Below are 17,250 nucleotides of genomic sequence, written 5' to 3'. Positions count from 1 at the left end.
GATGACCACTGGTCAAAGGTTCGAAACAAGGAACGTAACTGATGGATGGACTCGGTGGGCGGGCTTTAGAACTGGCGATGCAATTGATTCGCATCCCGACGGTCAGCCGAGACAGTAATCATGCCGCGACGTTGTTTGTCGAAAACTGGTTGAAAGAGCATGGCTTTGAGACTGAGGTTCTCACTTACCACGATTACAAAGGGGTCTTGAAGTCAAGTGTGATCGGACGCAGAGGCCCTGCAAAATCGACAGGTGGCGTCGCCTACTTCTGCCACACCGATGTCGTTCCTGCCGAGGGATGGGTGGGTATTCAAGAGAGTGACTCTCAGCAAGTCCCGGCTCAGCCACTACAACCTTTTGAACCCGTCATCATGGGTAACCGCCTGTATGGGCGCGGTGCCTGCGATATGAAAGGTTCAGCAGCGGCTTTTCTCGCCGCGATTGAGCAATGCCCTATCGAGGAACAGGCAGCACCGATTTATGTGGTGGCCACTGCTGATGAAGAAGTCGGGTTCTATGGGGCCGCCGATGTGGCTGCCCGATCGCAACTTTATCGACAACTCGTTGAGGAAAAGGCGGCGGGTATTATTGGCGAACCCACCGAGTTGAGTGTGGTGCATGCACATAAGGGGATGTACGTTCTCAAGGCGACTTCCGCAGGCAGAGCCGCCCATTCGAGTACTCGCGAAGGCCTCAATGCCAATCTGGCAATGATCGACTTTCTGTATGAAATGAAGCGATTGCATGACCAGACACTGACAGATCCTGCCTGGCTCGATGCACGCTTCGACCCACCCTGGATCAGTTGGAATATTGGAATTAACGACTTCACGCATGTGGTGAATATGACACCCGCGCAAAGTGTCTGCACCGTTTCGTTTCGTCCCATGCCTGATCAGCAGCCAGATCAACTTGTCACACAGGTCGAACAGTTTGCGGCTGCCTGTGGACTGACGTTTGAAGTCATTCGCCGCGGACAACCACTCTATCTCGACCCGGAATCGCCCTTTGTCAAAACGATGTGCGAGCTTTCGGGGTCTGGATCATCGCAGACAGTCAGTTATGGCACTGACGGTACAATGTTCACAGAAATCGAACAGATGATCGTCCTGGGACCGGGTTCGATTCGACAGGCACATACTGCCGATGAATTCATCACTTTGGAGCAACTACAAAGTGGGGCTGAACTTTACAGCCGAATTATCCGGCAACTGGTCACCAATCCGAGTGAGTGATCGATAAAGACCAGAGCTGGACGGGCAAAAAGACTTACTGATCGTAAGGTTGCAGAACAGCCGGCGGTGCCACGCCGGGAGCTGGCGGGATGGCAGGCTGCGCAGGACTGACTGATTGAGCTGGTGAAGGTGGGACAGGCATTGGAGTCACACCACCGGCTGGCGGCACTTCCTGCCACTGCGTCCGCTGCAAAGCGTCATTCGGGTAAACGTAAGGATACGCCTGCGGATAAGGGTGACAGCGGCAAGGAGGTGTATAAGAGCCTTCTTCCTGGCACCGCTCTTTGCAGCCACCGCAAACCACGCACTTTGTCCCGCACCAGTCAGCTTTACCGATACGGGTCAGATCCCAACGGGGAGACCAGAAGACCTGGGCATTTCCTTCGTGATCGGAAACATCGTCAATCACATCAGCATAAGGGTTATACAGACGGCAGCACTGGCAACCACTCAGCCCGAACAAAATCAGGCTGCTCATGGCAGGCAACAGCATGATGCTGAACACAGTGTGGCGCACTTTGAACCCCCGTACGGAACCATCTCCAGAAGTGGTTATCGGCGGCAACCAGTTTCAACCTTGACGAATTTGCCGAATCTAACAGCTTTGACGCCATGACCGAAAATCGGTGACTCTTAAGTTCGCCGAACGACTGGCCCACACATGGCGGGACGCAAGGCGTCGATCATGTCGAATCCCGCCCGTCAATTTGTAACGGTTGTAGTGGTTGTATTGCCGCAAGGGGGGTGTCCTCGCTGGATTCTTCGGCAGGGCCGGTTGTTGCGGCTGATTCCACACAAGCGTCACAACCGATACTTCGAGTGATGGAGTCCGAGAAGGTGTCCATCGCTGAGAAAGAACTGCCGGATCCGAAGAGTGATCAAAGACACTTGCACAACTCACCCGGCGAATTTGATCTCGTGAATGCAGGTTGAACTTAGAAACTCCAGCGACAAATGAATGGCTGTTCCTCTGCCACACCTGGTTGAGAGCAGCTACCAGATCATTTGTCGGACAGTGAGTGTTGGGCCAAAACATCAGGGACTGCCGGAGAGCATTGAACAACTTTTCTGGCTCAACACTTCAGTAGGCGGGCTTCACAACGGAAGGTGAAGAAACATGGTTAAGTGGTATCTTCTGCGAAATGTTTTGCTCGCCGCTGTCTTGGCCAGTGTGGGATCGGGCTGTGCTCGTTCGAGTCAGACGTTGACAGGCTGGTTCGACCGGGAACCTAAAGTTGATGCTCAAGGGAAGCCGCTCTCGAAAGAGGAAGCTGGCAAAGAGTCCCTCACCTCCAAGGAGAAGGCTTCCAAGAAGTCGACTGCTGAAAAAGAGCAGCTTGCTGACGCTGACGAAGCCAGTGAAGGGATCAAGAAGGCCAGTTGGTTCTCGTGGGGTAAGGACGACGACAAAACCTCATCTTCATCGAAAGAAGACAAGAGCAAGTCTTCCGTGGCTTCTCAAGATTCCAAAGAAAAGTCCTCCGCTTCAAAGTCATCGGCGAACAGTCAGGTTGCCAAAAGCGATTCCAAAGCCAGTACAGGCAGCAAGACTCCTGCCTCGACAGAAAGCAATCCGACCAAATCCACCAAGGGTCTCTCCAGCACAAAGGCCTTTGAAGGGACAGCACTGGCCGACACCAAGTCTGACAGCACTTTGAAAGATACCGCCAGTAGCGAAAAGAAAGCGGTCAAGCCGACACGCGGGCCTTCTCGTGATCTGATTCCAGCGGATGAAGATCCCTTCCTGGCAGAAGCGTTGGCAGATATTGCCGCCGGTCGTGGTAACGGGCCGGAGCGTGTGCAGAACAAATCTGAATCCGGGCCAGTCGCCAAATCCGATTCGGCCAAGACGGCTCCACCAAAATCTGCCACATCCAAAGAGACGACCCCAAGCAAGCCGGCCGCAGATCTTGTTGCGGGTAAATCGCCTGAGAAAGAGAAAGTCTCTCCCAACGGCACACAGGCACAAGTTCCTTCGAAGCCAATTTCAGAAGTGACAGGTGAGGAAGATTTCGCGGCCTGGATCTCGAAAATCGAAGGGCGAGGCGAAGCCGAAACCAAGCTGGAAAAGCCCGCCCAGGAGACTCCTTCCAAGTCTGAACAGCTTGTGGCTGCTGTGAAATCGGGTGGAAAGATTCCCGAAGCTAAAGCGACTCAGCAACCGACCAAAACTTTCGACTGGGCGAAGGAAACGCCTGAACCTCAAGTGGCTCAGGCAGCAGCGAAAAAGGGAGAGACGTTTGCCGAGTTGCAATCGGACTCCGCCAAAAAGATCGAAAGCCTCAGCCGCTCCCTGAAAAGCTCGGCCAGCAATGCTCGTGATAAAGCCGCCGATGAGTTAATGGAATCGAAGGCAATTGCCAGCACTGAATGGGCCAACACCACAAACTCTCTGCGGGAAAAGGGTGAAAATCTTTCTGGCGAGTTGCGGAAGGAAGTCAAAGATCAGGCGGTTCAATTTGCTGACCTCGCCACGGAAACTTCTGAAGCTGCTGCCGATATGGCCTGGGCTCAGGTCGAAAATGAGAAGAGCCGAGTGGTCGCTTCGACAGCCAATGCTAGAACTGAGGCTGCGAATCGAATTCAGGATGCCTTTGATTGGGAAAAAGAGACGACTGTCACCCCCACGGCTATTGCCAAAAAGACCGGGGCCACTGCTCCTGTCATTAAAGGGCTGATTGAGAAATGTGGTGCGATCAGTGAAGAGGTGAAACCCCTCGTGCAGGGGCTGGAAACCAGCAGTGTGGATGCGATTCGTCATAACGTTCATCGGTTAGGTCAGATGGATGCCAAAGGCCAGGAAGCTGTTCCTGCCCTCAACGCTCTGCTCGACCACGAAGATCCTTATGTGAAAGTTCACTCGGCTCTCGCTTTGAGCCGCCTGGGAGCCGAATCGCCGAAGGTGCTGAAGACACTGGTGGGGGGACTGAAGTCGCAGGATTCCGGAGTCCGCAGCTTCTCGGCGGCTGTGATTGGCGAGTTGGGTCCGCTGGGAGCTGAGGCTTTGCCAGCCCTGGCCACGTCGCTCGATGATCCCGATGGTTATGTTCGTCTGCATGCGGCTGAAGTTCTGGTACGGAATGATCGCTTTGCTGGTCGGGCTCTCGATACACTTCAGAACTGCCTGAAGGATTCAGATGAGAACATCCGCTGGCTGGCGACATACTCACTGGCTGAGCTGGCACCACAAAGACCCGATACAGTGCTGTGCCTGATGAAGGTTCTGAATGATCCAGCCAAGCGAGTCCGTGTGGGAGCAATCTATGCACTGGGTGAGATTGGTGCCTTATCGCGAGTCGCGATTCCAGAACTCGAACAGGCCGCTACTGATCCTGATCAGGAATTGCGGGCTGCTGCTCAGTACGCCTTACAGCAGATCAAGTCCTGAGTGACCTGTGGGTTATTCGTAGAGAGTTTGCAATGTGTTCAAGCACGAACCTCACTCGCTAATCGCGAATGAGGTTTGTGCTTTTTGCTTACCGCTCGCGCCAGGAATTGGACGCGATGGGCTGTTGGGGCAGGGAATGATCGGCGAGGGAATACGTCCATGCCCACGCACAGGAGTGTTCCTCGATATTGAGCGTGGGATGCGGCTCAACTCTCACAATCGTGCGGTGGTACATGGCATAGGCACCATGTGCCAGAGCGGGATAACCTGGAAACTCTTCCACAGGGTCGAGAACCTGCCAATCATGGGCCGGATCCTGCAGCTCAAAGAGCTCGCCGGGAATTTTTTGCTCCGGGGCCATCGGCGATCCTTGTCTCTCCGACGATGAGTTTACTGGCAGGATCAGTGCGGGGAATGTTCCCAGATTGACGAGGCTGCCGCGTGTGACGCTTGCGCCCACCCACCGGCTGCCCACCTCTCTCATAAAGTGATGGCGGCATTCGCCCTGCATTAATGTGCCATAAACAAAGAGCTGCTTTATAAGAAGTGCAGGAGTTTGACCAGCAGCGACCTGGTCCAGAACTTCACTGGCGGTCGGGCTCACGAGACCATCGTTCAAGGCCAAGTGAGCGTATCCTTGATGAACAATGGCGACATAATCAGGGTGAGGTTCGACATAGGCTTGCCTGGCAGTCGGTTTGGCGGTGTAGGTCTCAACCTGTTGAGGTACTCCGGCAGAATTGATGGCGAATGTCGCGTATCTCTGATAGCCACCCTTCGTAGTGCGTACCCCCTCCTTGCGATCTATCGCGTCCCAGGCGGTTTCGTCCATCTCGAAGAGCACGCCCGGGACGACATGGCCCGTCGCTGGCTCGACATCGAGCACACCTCCCTGGCGGCGTTGGGAGTGAAGGCTGAAGACGAGCCGATGATCTGGTAACCACGCGCGACCCAGAGAAGTCATGGCTCCCAGTGATACGTTTTGTTCGAGTGCCCACTCTTGCAGGTCTGCCTGGTTCAGATTGGAGCCATACGCGAAGTAAAGTTTTGAGGACATGGTCACGAAGAGGAACCTGAAGGTTGGGCGAAGGAAGTCAGCGAAAATTTCTTTTGATCAACGATTGAACCGCAACGGATTCCCCGGTGTCCAGAATCTGCAGAGGGAGTTTTCGCCAAAACCAAGGCAGAGAATCTCTCACTAGACCTGGCGCAACAGACTGGTATCAAACGAGTTGCCTTCAGAGCCATACGAATGGCACCCAGGCCGCATGCGGAATTCATGAAAATTTTCGCTGCCTTGCGAGCAGGGAGGGAATTGGAATAACATTCGCGAAGTTGCGGAGAGGAATCCTCTGGATTTCTGGTCGTGACGAAATCCTGGCGATGTAGCTCAGTCGGTTAGAGCAGCGGCTTCATAAGCCGTGTGTCGTGGGTTCGAGTCCCTCCATCGCCATTTCATTTCACCAGTTCATATGACTGGTCAAGCTACGGTGATCCACTTCCTGAAAATGAAGTTGAGCCTCGCCAGCTATTTGGTCTCGTCCAGTTCGTCTGTTTTCCTCGGTTTTGTAACGAACTTGAGGACGGCCATCAGAGCACCCACCAAGAGCACTACCGCAATCGCGAGAGTGAATAAGATCACTGGTAACGTTTCTGAAACGGCTTTAGCAAATGCCGCATCATTGGCCAGAACTGCTAACTGATTTTTGTCCAAAGCATTACCTTTCATGAAGTGGATGAGCGTCACTCCCGCGACTGCCCATATTGCCGGTCGCGGTTGAATGAACGCGAACTGGGTGTTTTCTCAAAAGTTTCGGGCCGATCATCAGTGATGACCGGCCCAAAATTGCATTTACTTTTCGTCTATTTCCATTTCACCCGTACTCAGCTCTTGGCAACCGGGCCAACGTATTTGGCATTCCCGAAACCAAGGAGTGGGAAAAAGATGAAGCCAAAAAATGCTAGCCCTAACCCCCACGCCACATCTTTGCCAAAGGATTTTGCCAAATCGATGAGAATGACAATCCAAACAACAAAACTTACGCAAGGGATCAACATCAGAATGATCCACCAGAGAGGGCGACCGACAATTTCCAGCATCACGATGAAGTTGTAAATCGGGATGATGGCTGCCCAACCTGGTTTACCAGCTTTGGTAAACACTTTCCAAAGACCAGCAAAGAACAAAACAAGTAATGCAAAGGTAAAGAGCATCACTACTAAGACGATGGTCATTGCTGCTGCTGCGGCAGCGGTCTCTGCATCGGAACCGCCGAAGTCATCCTGTGCCAGCATTGCAAAACGAAATAGATCCATCGCGTTCTCCCCACCTGAATGTTGTGTGAACAAATCCCCATTAGGGCGGCAGACTAATGTTCAGACATTTGCAGGTCAAATACGATCTTGGAAGTTTTGCCTGACCAACACAAAATTCTTTTCCGTTGGCTGCAAATGGTGCCCTCGTTGACCACCACAAAGCTGACCACCACACTGTTGACTACGACAGCTATGGCAATCAAAGCTCACGAAGGATTGGCAGGAAGGGCACGGGGATTCGTTAGACCCTCGGGACGCAATGTCTCTGACAAGGTTTTTACCGGCTCGCCCATTTCGTGTTCACCGGCTTTCATTTCCTGAAAGAACATGAAATGCGGATAGGAGTCGAGCTTGAGTTTGTCCTGCAAGGCGGGGAATAGATAATCGCGCGAGCAATAGATCATCCGCCGCAAAGCCTCCCGCTGACTTGATGCAATCGTCTCCAGTTCAGCGGTGATTTTCTCAAGCTGTTGCCGGGATTTGGTCAGATGTTGATCCCAGTCCTGATCACGCGGGTTGGTGTCGAGCAGTTGTCGGCTCTCGCGGTAAATCCCCAGCAGTTGATCGTGATAATGATGATCGAGATTTCTTCGGGGCCAGTACCACCAGGCAGCCCCCAGGCAACCCAGCAGGACAACCGGAAAGCTGCGCCGCCCAAACTGCACCAGATGTGTCGATAGCGGGCGCCTGGCAATCGCAGTCAGTGCTTTACTCCGGGACGGAAAAACTTCCCAGACCGTATCGACTTTCATAATGCGGAGAACATCGAGCATTTCTGTCGAAGGATTGGCGAGTGCGACTCGCCCACCTTTGGCTTTGACCTTCTGGCTGAAAACAATCAATTGCCCAAGCACCTGCGACCCAAAATATCTGGCTCGACTGAGATCAAAAACGAGATGTTTCAACTGGGCTTTATCGAAAAAATCGATTGCGGCAGACATCTCGGCATGGACATGAGGAAGATGAAAACCGGCAGCATCCCCGGCGGGCGTGACGACCAGCGTATCTCCAAACTCTTCGAGTGGAAAAATCTGATGCAGATGTGTTCGATCAGAACGTGACATAGCAACCCGTCGAATAGATCCGATTCGGAACCGCGTGATGGCGCCTGTTGTTCATGACTCTGGCAAGTCAGGTGGCCCGCTTTCCATCAGCGACACAGTTCTCAACACGCTCCTGATGGTACCTTCAAGTGATTGACACACTCAAAGACTATGGCATACCAGGAGGCTTCGCCACTGTCCGTATTTGTGTGCCGCACTGTTCGTAGCACGCGACATACGAAGGAAACTAGTGGCTTCGGGGAGTCGTGGCAGGGCCGAGTCGGCGACGATTGGGTTCCTGTTTTTTGGCAGCCGCATTCCCCACTTCGAGATCCTGAGGGGTGGCAGACTCGGCGACCGTGATCATCAAGGGAGATTCCGTCGACAGGAACAAAGAACCGAACCCGACTTTCGGGCCCTCGCCGTGTCCTGCATCCGGGGTGTGACCTGCGGAAATCGACACGTAATGCTTCCCCAGAGGAGCCTGCCCTGCAAAGGTTCCTTCTTTAGAAACGGGGATCGTGACGGCCGCCGATTGATCAGCAGGCATCAGGACCAGAGAAACGCCTTCGACCTCAATCGGTTTGCCATCGACGAGAATGCGCCCGGCCACAGGTCCTTTGGCACGCGAATCAACAGCCACTCGACTCCCACAACCCGTGACAACAATCGCAAGTAAAAAAACACAAATCCATGGTGCAAAACTCACAGCCAAACAGAGTGACGACTGTGTTGAGATCACATCAGGAGCCGCGGCTTCTTTCGGAAGGGGTTTGATTCTGAGACACATAGGAAATCTTTCGAAAATTGGTAGAAACACCATAGAGAGGGGCGGTTTTGCAGGTGACAATCCCGATGATATCAGTATACTTTAATGTGACTGTGGAAATCCAGACAAACCTGAAGAGTTTGTCTGGAATGCATAAGAACGACTCGGCGATCTCGCTGATCAACTCAGAACCACAAATCCCTATCAATAAAAAACTCAATTCACTGATAAGATTCTCAAAATTTTCGTCTGGGACTTTTCTGTCGCCCTCCGAAAACTGTATGTAGTCATTTTGGTTGATTTTGCTCTGACGGATCATGTCTGAATTCGCGTTTTCCGGGCCTTTGCTACCCAATCTTTTTTGCATGTCTTGAGCCACATTCTGTGGCATTCACTTCCTGCCAGTTCTGGCAATGTTCTTTTTGGAGCTTCTTATGCGCTGCTTGACTCTTCCCACTGCACGGCCTGGACGAGTTGCTCGTCGTCCGGGGTTCACATTGATCGAGCTGCTGGTGGTCATTGCGATCATCGCCATCCTGATTGCACTCTTGCTCCCGGCTGTTCAGCAGGCCCGCGAGGCAGCCCGGCGGACTCAGTGCCGCAACAACCTCAAGCAATTGGGGATTGCGATGCACAATTACCACGACACGTTCCGCGTCTTTCCTCCAGCAGGTGTCGATGGCATGAAAGGGACATCCGGCCGTCGGTATTCCTTTGCAATCAGCATTCTGCCGTATGTCGATCAGACACCGTTGTACAACACGATCATGGCCAATACCGGGGCGGGAATGGCTGATCCCTGGAATCGACCTGCTTACTTTACCGTCGATATTCCCGGCTTCATCTGCCCCTCCGATGTGCCGCCCGGTAATCGAAATGAAAGCCCCAGCCTGCTAAACTATCGCGTCAGCGTGGGAGATACTCTCAACGACAACAATGGCACCAATACTCGTGGCATGTTCGCCTACCGCAGCAATACGGGAATGCGTGATGTGACCGATGGGACCAGCAACACGATCATGATGGCAGAAGCTGTCATGGGTGGAGTCGATACCACAGCCATTCTGGGTGGTGTGGCCGTGGGTGTCACGACCAGCACTCCTCAGGCCTGCCTGAGCCTGATTGACCCTGCCACCCGTACGTTAACTGGTGCTGTGCGGACCGACTTCCGACCACCGGGGGGACGTGCCTGGGATGGACGGCCTTACTTCGCCTTTGTGGCGACGGCTGTTCGACCCAATGGTCCTTCCTGCCAAAGCTCAACGGTCGATGGTGGCTGGGGCCACGCCACGGCTTCCAGTCGGCATACAGGAGGGATTCATGCGTTGATGGGTGATGGCGCTGTGCGATTTATCAGCGAAAACATCAGTGCCGGTGATCCCAATGCGACCTCTCCTGGCAGCGGCCCATCTCCTTATGGTGTGTGGGGCGCGATAGGAACTCGTGCCTCGGGAGAAACGGTCAACGAGTTCTAAGGACACCCTCTGTTTCTTAATCCACTTCGACGTCACAGGCAGTACGGGAACTTTTTCTCGTGCTGCCTGTGTCGCTTGACATCTACGTTGATCCGGGTGTCGAGATGTCGTGTTATTCCTGCTTTTGGCCCTAAAAACGGGGGGTTTTTCTCAAGTTGTTGGAGTGGAGGAATGGTTGGTTCCGGGATGTGGCTTTCTTGCAACAGCAAAAACGGTTCACCCTCCGATTTTCGACTGGCGAAGGCTCTTTTTCTGCGGCAAGCTCTACTGCCTGCGAATGATGAACTGAGATGTCGAACGATGATGCATGGCCGTCGATAAGGTAGAGCAAAGCTTGAATTCCACCGGGTATCGAGAACTGCTGGGGTCCTTATTCCGCTGGACGCTTTTGCCATCGGCACAGCGCCGGCTGATGACTGACAATATCTGGCTGCCACTCAAGCAGACTCAGAAAACCTTGGGTACGGAGCTGGTTCGCACGACAGCCAGTGAGCATGCTTTGAGCCATACCGCGTCGGCGGCTCACCTTCCCACGACTGACCTGCTGATGCATGTGCTCATGTCGGATGGCATCCTGCGTGCCTGGTCATCTACCACGTTGGCCGACCATCAATCAGCGTTGAGTGACGACTTGATTGCTGTGGAGCGCCTGGTCCTCTCGTTATCGCAGTCTCAGCAGCAACTGATGGTCTGGGCCTACCGGACGTTACAAAAAGAGGATCGAACGTCTGGTTTTTCCGAGATCAATCTCTTCCGGAAACGATATGAGCGATGGGTCGATATTCTGATTTCCTGCACATGTTCCAAGCATGAAACTGCTCTGGAATGGGGCTACGACAGCGACAGTGTGGCCGATTTTCTCGACAGCTTTGCGGCCAGGCCGCATCCTCTGGCGACAGTTCTGAGCGCTGGCTGGGAAAATTTTCTGGAGAGCGTGGAAAAGCTGACCCCTCGTTTGATGGCTCCACTGCCTCGACTGGCGACGGCATTTTCAGGGATTTCGCCGGAAACATCCCGCCGTGAAAATGGTCTGCTTAGTAGCGCACTTCACAGAATTTACAACTCATCAAATCGTTCATGAGCAGAACATACCTCATGGCTGTAGAATTGCGGGGACTGCCTCTCTAATGGTCAATGCCTGCAATTCAGGCTTTGTTGGACAGAAAAATCCGGTGACTTCTTGCGGAATTCATGAATTCACGTTCCGTTTGCCCCTCTATCGACTACGATAATGAATGTAGTGTAGCAACCCGTCCTATGCACAATCGAAACGGCTTGAAGTCATTACGATCAGAAGCTGAGTCGGCCCGGCCCCTCTAGTGTTCTCTTGATCACATCCCTTGGGCGGGTTTGCTCTGTCATCCGCCTTCGGAATTGGATTAAGATACAAATCTGTCGATTTTAGTGATGCATTGGCATGGCAAACGCTGTGTGATAGTTGAGTCTCCCTAGTAATTGATGCTTGATAACTGTGCCAAGGCAGGCTTTTGAATTGTGGATATGGAATCCGGCAGGATCGTTTTGTTCAAAGACAATTTTGAAGAGATCCCTCGGAAGGTGGATCGTTGAATCAAATTGTCCTGTCCGCAGTGACAAGGTAATGCCATGCCAGCTTTCCTGATTCCTCTCGATGCCGGTGGTACGGTGATTCCACTGGAGAAGTCGATTGTCCTCGTGGGACGTCAGGCTGACTGTGATGTCGTACTGACTCACAGTCGCAAAGTCTCCCGCAAGCATTGCTGCTTCGCTCAGGTGAATGATCGCTGGATAATTCGCGATCTGGGAAGTACGAACGGTGTTTCCATCAACGGGGCCCGTATCCGCAAAGAACATCGGTTGCGACTGGGCGATGAGATTCTGATAGGGGACATCGGTTTTAAACTGCACAACAAGCCACAACTTGTTGACAACAAAATTGTGGAGACTGCGGGCTTCACACCAGCGCTGAGAGCTTCTGCCACGTCTCCAGTCAGTTCTGAACTGCCACTGGCAATTCCCGAAAGTGATGCCGAAATGCCAGGGTATTCACTTCCTTCTACAGCATTTCCTGGAAATGGCTCCCCAGCCAGTGAGAGTGGGATTTCTCGTCGAAAATTCAGTGATCACTCTGCGATGAATGAGCCACCGCGAGGATCGCAACCTTTGAATGATTCGCCTCGTTTTGACGACCTGTTTTCGGCCCCCAATGATGATTCCGGGGTCGATCTCAATGGTCATCACGGAAAGCGCCGTGATGACAGTCACGAGATGCTCGCCGTAGGTTCTGACAGCTTTGGTTAACGGTCTCAGACAACTCACCTGCCACTGATCACCCGGATGAGGCGCATCTTTCAGGACTGTCACCCATCGACAGCATGCGAGCAGCCCGACCAGTCGATTTCCATGACCTGATAATGGGTTTTGCACCATCCCAGAGTCTGATAGACCTGCTTGGCTGATTGATTGCTGCCATCGACGTACAGCCTCAAACCTGTGCATAAGTTGTCTTGCCGGGCGGCCTGTTCCACATGCTGCAAAAGCTGGCGAAAAACTCCCTGGCGTCGATCTTCAGGCCGCACGTAGACACTCTGAATCCACCAAAACTCACCGGCTCTCCAGTCACTCCACTCCCGCGTGATCAATAGCTGGCCAGCAAGCCTTTTTGTCGCGCACTCTTCTGCCACAAAATAGGCTCCACGCTGCTCATCGGCGAGCAACATTTGCACACCACGCAGGAGCGTCGGCCCATCCAGTTTTCGTTCTTCGGTCTCCAGCGCCATGGCCGCATTAAAGGCGGCAAGAACGTCAGCATCAGCAGAATTCCCCCGCCTGATGCTGTATCGACCAGAGGCATGCGTCATGGCTAACTCCTTATTCAGTGACAATTTCGAAAAAACGAGCCCCGATCATACGCCATCGCCTCCTCGCAGACTCATCGCAGCTTTTGGGATGGTTGTAATTGTTAATCTTTGAGCAGGCTGCCCAAACCATCAACCGAGCGGCGAAAAGTGCCGATAGAACTCACAGCAAAAAGATTGGCTGTGGATTGGCAGATGCTCCCAGTTGCAGCCCTAACAACAAATGATCGGAGAAATCATTGTGTATATGTCGGAACAGGGAAAACTCAGAGCGATGGAACAACAGATTCAGGATCAGCAGCGTTTGGCCTGGGCCATGCTGATTGTGGGAGTGGCAGCCGGTTTATTGGGAATGCACTTTCTTGTCGCTCGGCCCATGAATGCCGAGATTGCGTCACTCAGGCAGAACCTGAAGACGGTGAATTCGCAGGTGGAAGTCCTGATTCAGGAATCTGTGGATAGTGGCTATACCACCAGCCTGCTTTCGGAACTCAGGTCGCAACGCGAACATCTGACAGAAGCGAAAGCCGCTTTGCGTCAGTGGGAAAATCTCAACAAGGCGATGCTGGTCGAATCGAATCAGACAGCTCAGTTGGCTCAAAGCCTCACACAATTGCAGAAGTTGACGAAAGACCTGGTGGCAATTTCTCCTGCTGCTGAGCAGGCTCAGGTGGCTTACGACCGACTCGACCAGATGCAATCCGAACTGATTGAACTCGGAAAAATGACCGCTACGGCACAGCAGGCTCTGGAGCAATCACACTCCCTGCAGAGCACAGCCATTGCTCAGAAACCTTTGATTGCCTCAGCCAGGGAAGTTCTTGTCCAACAGGAAAATCTGTATCAATCGCTCACTGGTCAGACAGAAATGTTGCATGCCGCCCGGGGAACTGTCGGACAGTTTTCACAATTGAACAAATCGCTCATTGATGCTGCCAGCCAGCTCGATGTAGCTCAGCGAGTGAGTGACGTGCTTGTGCAGATCGAGCAAACCTTGCACGATCGTCCTGTGTCGGCAGAAGCGACGCTTGAAGAAGCCCAGCAACTGGTGGCCGTCTCGAAAAAGCTGCATGAAATGCAACAACTTCCTCTCGCTGAAGCGAATGTCAATCGAGCCGCCCGATTGGTTGGCGATCTGGCGGGAAGAACCAGTTCTTTGGCCGATGCTGCTGAGAATCTGGAGTTGATCGTCGATTTCCAGCAGGAACTTGGCACTCAGATTCGCAGTCTCACAAGCCTCCGAGAGCAGTTCTTCCAGTTATCTCTGCTGGAGAAGTCGATTGGGAACACCGTCCAAATTCTTCAGCCACTCTTTGAACTGACGAATCTCAAGCGGCTGGATGGCGAAGAGCTTCGCACAGCGGCCCGTTCGATTCTCGAACAGCGTTCTCACCAGGACCGCGCTCAACTGGTTGATCAGAACCGGCCAGCGATCCACGGAGTCACCATTTCGACGGGAACTGAAAACAAAATCGATGGACAGAAAAACGATGCGGTCCCACAGCCACTCGATTAGTTCGAACAGGTGATCAATTCGCCAAAGCGATTATGCCAGAAGCCCTGATGATCGAGCTGTGGCATCCATCCATACACCTTTCAACACCCGGACTCGTCATCGAGTCCGGGTGTTGATGGTTTTGAGGCAGACTCGATGTGGGTTGGTATGCATTGACCTCGTCTTCAAGCAGCCTTCAAAGATCTTTGGGAGTTGTGACCAGACCATTGATCCGTGTCAGAGAATTTGTGAACCAGATCTGGTTGTGCGACAACATCGTAAACGCGAAGAAAATCCTCTTCGGTGATATTCTTCAGGATGGGCTGGAGTTTGGAGTAGAGATAACTTCCATCATGCACCAGACGCGGATACTTGATCAAAGTGACCGGGATATTGGCATCAGCCAGAGCCAGAACTAATTGGTAGAGATGAGCGAGCAGCACCTGCTCCTGGGCCCCGGCCTTCAGGCTGCTCGAGTTCCACAAGCCTCCTGCCAACTCTCGCGAGTGAAAAAACCGCTTGGCGCGTTTGAGGAGTGGCATCTTCGCGACAGCCGATCGAGTCACATGCCGACGACTTTCTGCCGCAGCAGCCAGATCCCGCATAGGGATCAAGACATGCTCGATGACAATGTTCGCATCGGCAAGAACGTCGGCTGCATACTCGGCAAATTTGGGGTTCTTGACCAGGTAAGGCGCGGAGGGTTCGCGGATGTCATGTTCCAGACCCGCCCTGGCGACTTCGTTTTTGAATCGAGAAAGGTCTTCCGGGCGAAACCCCGTATTGATTCCCAGATGAGTCAAAAGCTCGACAAGAAAGGTCGTCCCGGTGCGTCCTGTACCGGTAATGACCACATGGTGACGGGGGGCCATACGCCATCCTTTGTATTTGAATTCCGTTTCCATCTTCAGACCATTCCATTGGTCACTGATTCGTCATTGTCAATCAGCAAAGGAACCGATGGCTGCCGTGCGGGCCCGCAGACACAGCAGACTTCAGTTCAAACCTTGCCAATCAACCTGACGACCTCGTCTCTCCTGAACTCTCAACGAGTCATATCGACGCGTACACACACTTGGAGACGGATCAATCTCGTCTCACTCTGGTCTGCCCACGCACTGATAATGTTTCTCGACGAATTCGAGAGTTTACGATCATCGCCTGAATTTCTGCTGAAGCTCTTTTGCGGAACTGAGACGCGAAGTTCGCAAGCCACAAGCCATATTCATGAATGATCGTAAGCGCTACATACGATGCGCACGTCTGGCAGACAAGGGCGATGTTCTTCAGGTCTGTTGGTTGTATGGGCATAATTTGCCGGTCGCTTGATTCTTGACCGGCGATCAAGCGTTGATCGATGCCAGAGCCTCACGAATCACCAGGCACAGAACAGCAATCTGTTTGACAATTTTCGTCAACACCGGCAGATTGAATTTGAAGAGAAACGTCACCTGATATCGGAAAGACCATGAACCACCGATCAATGACCCACCAGGTTCTTTCACACATAGCTGCTGCTTTGTTCGCGAGCAACTCCCTGCGATTTCTGGCCGCCATAGGTGCCGCTGGTTTGCTGATCGCAGCCTGGGCAGGAAACAGCCTGGCGAGTGATCCGATCGCACCCGCTGCTGTCGTTACTCCCCCTCTCTCGGCAGAACAACCGAGCCCAGCCGACATGGCCAGGGCTGCCGGAGTGAAATTACCTTCACTCCCCTGGCATACAGCCAATATCTGGTGGGAGCTGGCCAGTGAAACCGAGAATTTCGAAATGCTGGAACAGACCGTCACCATTGATCGTGATGTCCCCTCCACCATGAATCTGTACATCGCCCCCATGGGAATCGCCATGATCAGCGGCATGCAGTGTTACGGTGGCATTCAAACCAACATCAATGGCTGGGCAACTAAGGAAAGTCGCGAACGGGTTTTTCGCGGGAAAGGTGCTATCTTCTCTCGCTGGTCGAATGACAAAAAGACCCCCATTGGCCTCGATCACGTGCTGACCGCAGGCGAAGATTGCCTCGTGGAAAGTGCCGGCTACGAGGGAGAATTTGCCAGCGTCCGCAGACCTTTCGAATGGACGAAAGGGACCTACACTTACCGGATCCGCAAAGACAAAACCGAACAGATCGATGGACAGCCTCACACCTGGTTTACCTGTGAAGTCGAAACCAAAGACTGTTGCCAGATCACCGTCGGCAGCCTGCGATTTGAAGGCGAAACATTCAAATTCTGGCCCAGACAATCCGCCTTTGTTGAAGTCTACAGCACCCGCCAGATCCCCCGTTCCCACATACCGGCTGTCGAGGTCACCTTTGGCTGGCCCAGGATTAATGGGCAACCTGTTAAACTCAAAAGAGCACATGCCTACTATCCCAATCAATCCACACAAGCGAGTCCCGATTGTGCTGTGGTTACTGCGGAACGAAGCCACTGTGTGGTCAAAGTGGGACCCATCTTTGTGCGCGACGAAGCCAACCGCCGACACGAACTTCTCATTGTTCCTCCAGCCGAATAAGGCATGGAGAAGTAGCTTCTGCGCGGATGGGAAAACTCGTCTGGCACATCTTCTGCATTATGGTGTGAATCGAAGATCGACAAGATCCTTGCTCTGAGGTCTGTGGCTGGATGTCTTGCTCAAAAAAGAGAAATTGAACATCGATCAGCCTTACAGACCCCGCCTGAGCCTCGA

At 53.0% G+C, this 17,250-nt stretch carries 16 protein-coding genes and 1 tRNA gene; 8 read left to right on the top strand and 9 right to left on the bottom strand.

What is annotated here, in order from left to right:
• The first annotated feature begins 41 nt into the window (after nt 1–41).
• Complete coding sequence (locus A6X21_RS03330) at nt 42–1,235, top strand: M20/M25/M40 family metallo-hydrolase (RefSeq protein WP_068846094.1); 1,194 nt, start codon at nt 42–44, stop codon at nt 1,233–1,235.
• Nucleotides 1,236–1,269: 34 nt separating this feature from the next.
• Here the strand turns inward: A6X21_RS03330 and A6X21_RS03325 are convergent, their stop codons facing one another.
• Nucleotides 1,270–1,752 carry a hypothetical protein gene (locus A6X21_RS03325; RefSeq protein WP_131818170.1) on the bottom strand — a complete coding sequence of 161 codons (483 nt, stop codon included), beginning with the start codon at nt 1,750–1,752 and terminating at the stop codon, nt 1,270–1,272.
• Between the two features lie 600 nt (nt 1,753–2,352).
• On the opposite strand from A6X21_RS03325, the gene A6X21_RS03315 reads away from it, so the two are divergent.
• Nucleotides 2,353–4,623 carry a HEAT repeat domain-containing protein gene (locus tag A6X21_RS03315; RefSeq protein WP_068846091.1) on the top strand — a complete coding sequence of 757 codons (2,271 nt, stop codon included), beginning with the start codon at nt 2,353–2,355 and terminating at the stop codon, nt 4,621–4,623.
• Between the two features lie 88 nt (nt 4,624–4,711).
• Here the strand turns inward: A6X21_RS03315 and A6X21_RS03310 are convergent, their stop codons facing one another.
• Nucleotides 4,712–5,680, bottom strand: coding sequence for a gamma-glutamylcyclotransferase (locus A6X21_RS03310; protein ID WP_068846090.1), 969 nt, complete (start codon nt 5,678–5,680; stop codon nt 4,712–4,714).
• A gap of 322 nt (nt 5,681–6,002) precedes the next feature.
• Between A6X21_RS03310 and A6X21_RS03305 the strand changes: the two genes are divergently transcribed.
• A tRNA-Met gene (locus A6X21_RS03305) sits at nt 6,003–6,076 on the top strand.
• Between the two features lie 75 nt (nt 6,077–6,151).
• On the opposite strand, the gene A6X21_RS03300 is transcribed toward A6X21_RS03305, so the two are convergent.
• The 5 genes from A6X21_RS03300 to A6X21_RS03280 form a co-directional block, all read right to left on the bottom strand.
• Nucleotides 6,152–6,370, bottom strand: a complete 219-nt coding sequence (locus A6X21_RS03300) for a hypothetical protein (protein WP_131818168.1) — start codon at nt 6,368–6,370, stop codon at nt 6,152–6,154.
• A gap of 137 nt (nt 6,371–6,507) precedes the next feature.
• Nucleotides 6,508–6,939 carry a DUF5684 domain-containing protein gene (locus A6X21_RS03295; protein WP_068846088.1) on the bottom strand — a complete coding sequence of 144 codons (432 nt, stop codon included), beginning with the start codon at nt 6,937–6,939 and terminating at the stop codon, nt 6,508–6,510.
• 206 nt (nt 6,940–7,145) lie between these two features.
• The gene (locus A6X21_RS03290; protein WP_068846087.1) at nt 7,146–8,003 is read right to left on the bottom strand and encodes an STAS domain-containing protein; all 858 of its coding nucleotides are present in this window, start codon (nt 8,001–8,003) and stop codon (nt 7,146–7,148) included.
• 226 nt (nt 8,004–8,229) lie between these two features.
• Nucleotides 8,230–8,625 carry a hypothetical protein gene (locus A6X21_RS03285; RefSeq protein WP_131818167.1) on the bottom strand — a complete coding sequence of 132 codons (396 nt, stop codon included), beginning with the start codon at nt 8,623–8,625 and terminating at the stop codon, nt 8,230–8,232.
• Nucleotides 8,626–8,725: 100 nt separating this feature from the next.
• Nucleotides 8,726–9,142 carry a hypothetical protein gene (locus A6X21_RS03280; protein WP_068846085.1) on the bottom strand — a complete coding sequence of 139 codons (417 nt, stop codon included), beginning with the start codon at nt 9,140–9,142 and terminating at the stop codon, nt 8,726–8,728.
• Between the two features lie 43 nt (nt 9,143–9,185).
• Between A6X21_RS03280 and A6X21_RS03275 the strand changes: the two genes are divergently transcribed.
• From A6X21_RS03275 to A6X21_RS03265, 3 genes are all read left to right on the top strand, one after another.
• Nucleotides 9,186–10,226, top strand: a complete 1,041-nt coding sequence (locus A6X21_RS03275) for a DUF1559 domain-containing protein (RefSeq protein WP_068846084.1) — start codon at nt 9,186–9,188, stop codon at nt 10,224–10,226.
• Nucleotides 10,227–10,533: 307 nt separating this feature from the next.
• Nucleotides 10,534–11,307 (top strand): hypothetical protein, encoded by a 774-nt coding sequence (locus A6X21_RS03270; protein ID WP_068846083.1) that lies wholly within the window; start codon nt 10,534–10,536, stop codon nt 11,305–11,307.
• Nucleotides 11,308–11,831: 524 nt separating this feature from the next.
• Nucleotides 11,832–12,506 carry an FHA domain-containing protein gene (locus A6X21_RS03265; RefSeq protein ID WP_068846082.1) on the top strand — a complete coding sequence of 225 codons (675 nt, stop codon included), beginning with the start codon at nt 11,832–11,834 and terminating at the stop codon, nt 12,504–12,506.
• A 59-nt stretch (nt 12,507–12,565) separates the two neighbouring features.
• Here the strand turns inward: A6X21_RS03265 and A6X21_RS03260 are convergent, their stop codons facing one another.
• The gene (locus tag A6X21_RS03260; RefSeq protein ID WP_068846081.1) at nt 12,566–13,066 is read right to left on the bottom strand and encodes a GNAT family N-acetyltransferase; all 501 of its coding nucleotides are present in this window, start codon (nt 13,064–13,066) and stop codon (nt 12,566–12,568) included.
• A 271-nt stretch (nt 13,067–13,337) separates the two neighbouring features.
• Between A6X21_RS03260 and A6X21_RS03255 the strand changes: the two genes are divergently transcribed.
• Complete coding sequence (locus A6X21_RS03255) at nt 13,338–14,579, top strand: HlyD family secretion protein (RefSeq protein WP_131818166.1); 1,242 nt, start codon at nt 13,338–13,340, stop codon at nt 14,577–14,579.
• A gap of 164 nt (nt 14,580–14,743) precedes the next feature.
• Here A6X21_RS03255 and A6X21_RS03250 read toward each other — a convergent pair whose 3' ends face one another.
• The gene (locus tag A6X21_RS03250) at nt 14,744–15,430 is read right to left on the bottom strand and encodes a hypothetical protein (protein ID WP_131818165.1); all 687 of its coding nucleotides are present in this window, start codon (nt 15,428–15,430) and stop codon (nt 14,744–14,746) included.
• A 596-nt stretch (nt 15,431–16,026) separates the two neighbouring features.
• Here A6X21_RS03250 and A6X21_RS03240 point away from each other — a divergent pair.
• Nucleotides 16,027–17,076 carry a DUF3472 domain-containing protein gene (locus tag A6X21_RS03240; RefSeq protein ID WP_068846077.1) on the top strand — a complete coding sequence of 350 codons (1,050 nt, stop codon included), beginning with the start codon at nt 16,027–16,029 and terminating at the stop codon, nt 17,074–17,076.
• The last annotated feature ends 174 nt before the right edge of the window (nt 17,077–17,250 follow it).

This window comes from Planctopirus hydrillae (assembly GCF_001707835.1).
GTDB classification, from domain to species: Bacteria; Planctomycetota; Planctomycetia; order Planctomycetales; family Planctomycetaceae; genus Planctopirus; species Planctopirus hydrillae.
Note: the sequence above shows the minus strand (reverse complement) of the source record. Positions and strands in the feature narration are given on the sequence as shown.

Excerpts from the sequence above, each read along its gene's own strand:
- A6X21_RS03330 (WP_068846094.1), top strand. The coding sequence starts at position 42 with ATGGATGGACTCGGTGGGCGGGCTTTAGAACTGGCGATGCAATTGATT.
- A6X21_RS03315 (WP_068846091.1), top strand. The coding sequence starts at position 2,353 with ATGGTTAAGTGGTATCTTCTGCGAAATGTTTTGCTCGCCGCTGTCTTG.
- A6X21_RS03310 (WP_068846090.1), bottom strand. The coding sequence starts at position 5,680 with ATGTCCTCAAAACTTTACTTCGCGTATGGCTCCAATCTGAACCAGGCA.
- A6X21_RS03295 (WP_068846088.1), bottom strand. The coding sequence starts at position 6,939 with ATGGATCTATTTCGTTTTGCAATGCTGGCACAGGATGACTTCGGCGGT.
- A6X21_RS03290 (WP_068846087.1), bottom strand. The coding sequence starts at position 8,003 with ATGTCACGTTCTGATCGAACACATCTGCATCAGATTTTTCCACTCGAA.
- A6X21_RS03280 (WP_068846085.1), bottom strand. The coding sequence starts at position 9,142 with ATGCCACAGAATGTGGCTCAAGACATGCAAAAAAGATTGGGTAGCAAA.
- A6X21_RS03275 (WP_068846084.1), top strand. The coding sequence starts at position 9,186 with ATGCGCTGCTTGACTCTTCCCACTGCACGGCCTGGACGAGTTGCTCGT.
- A6X21_RS03270 (WP_068846083.1), top strand. The coding sequence starts at position 10,534 with ATGGCCGTCGATAAGGTAGAGCAAAGCTTGAATTCCACCGGGTATCGA.
- A6X21_RS03265 (WP_068846082.1), top strand. The coding sequence starts at position 11,832 with ATGCCAGCTTTCCTGATTCCTCTCGATGCCGGTGGTACGGTGATTCCA.
- A6X21_RS03260 (WP_068846081.1), bottom strand. The coding sequence starts at position 13,066 with ATGACGCATGCCTCTGGTCGATACAGCATCAGGCGGGGGAATTCTGCT.
- A6X21_RS03255 (WP_131818166.1), top strand. The coding sequence starts at position 13,338 with ATGGAACAACAGATTCAGGATCAGCAGCGTTTGGCCTGGGCCATGCTG.
- A6X21_RS03250 (WP_131818165.1), bottom strand. The coding sequence starts at position 15,430 with ATGGCCCCCCGTCACCATGTGGTCATTACCGGTACAGGACGCACCGGG.
- A6X21_RS03240 (WP_068846077.1), top strand. The coding sequence starts at position 16,027 with ATGAACCACCGATCAATGACCCACCAGGTTCTTTCACACATAGCTGCT.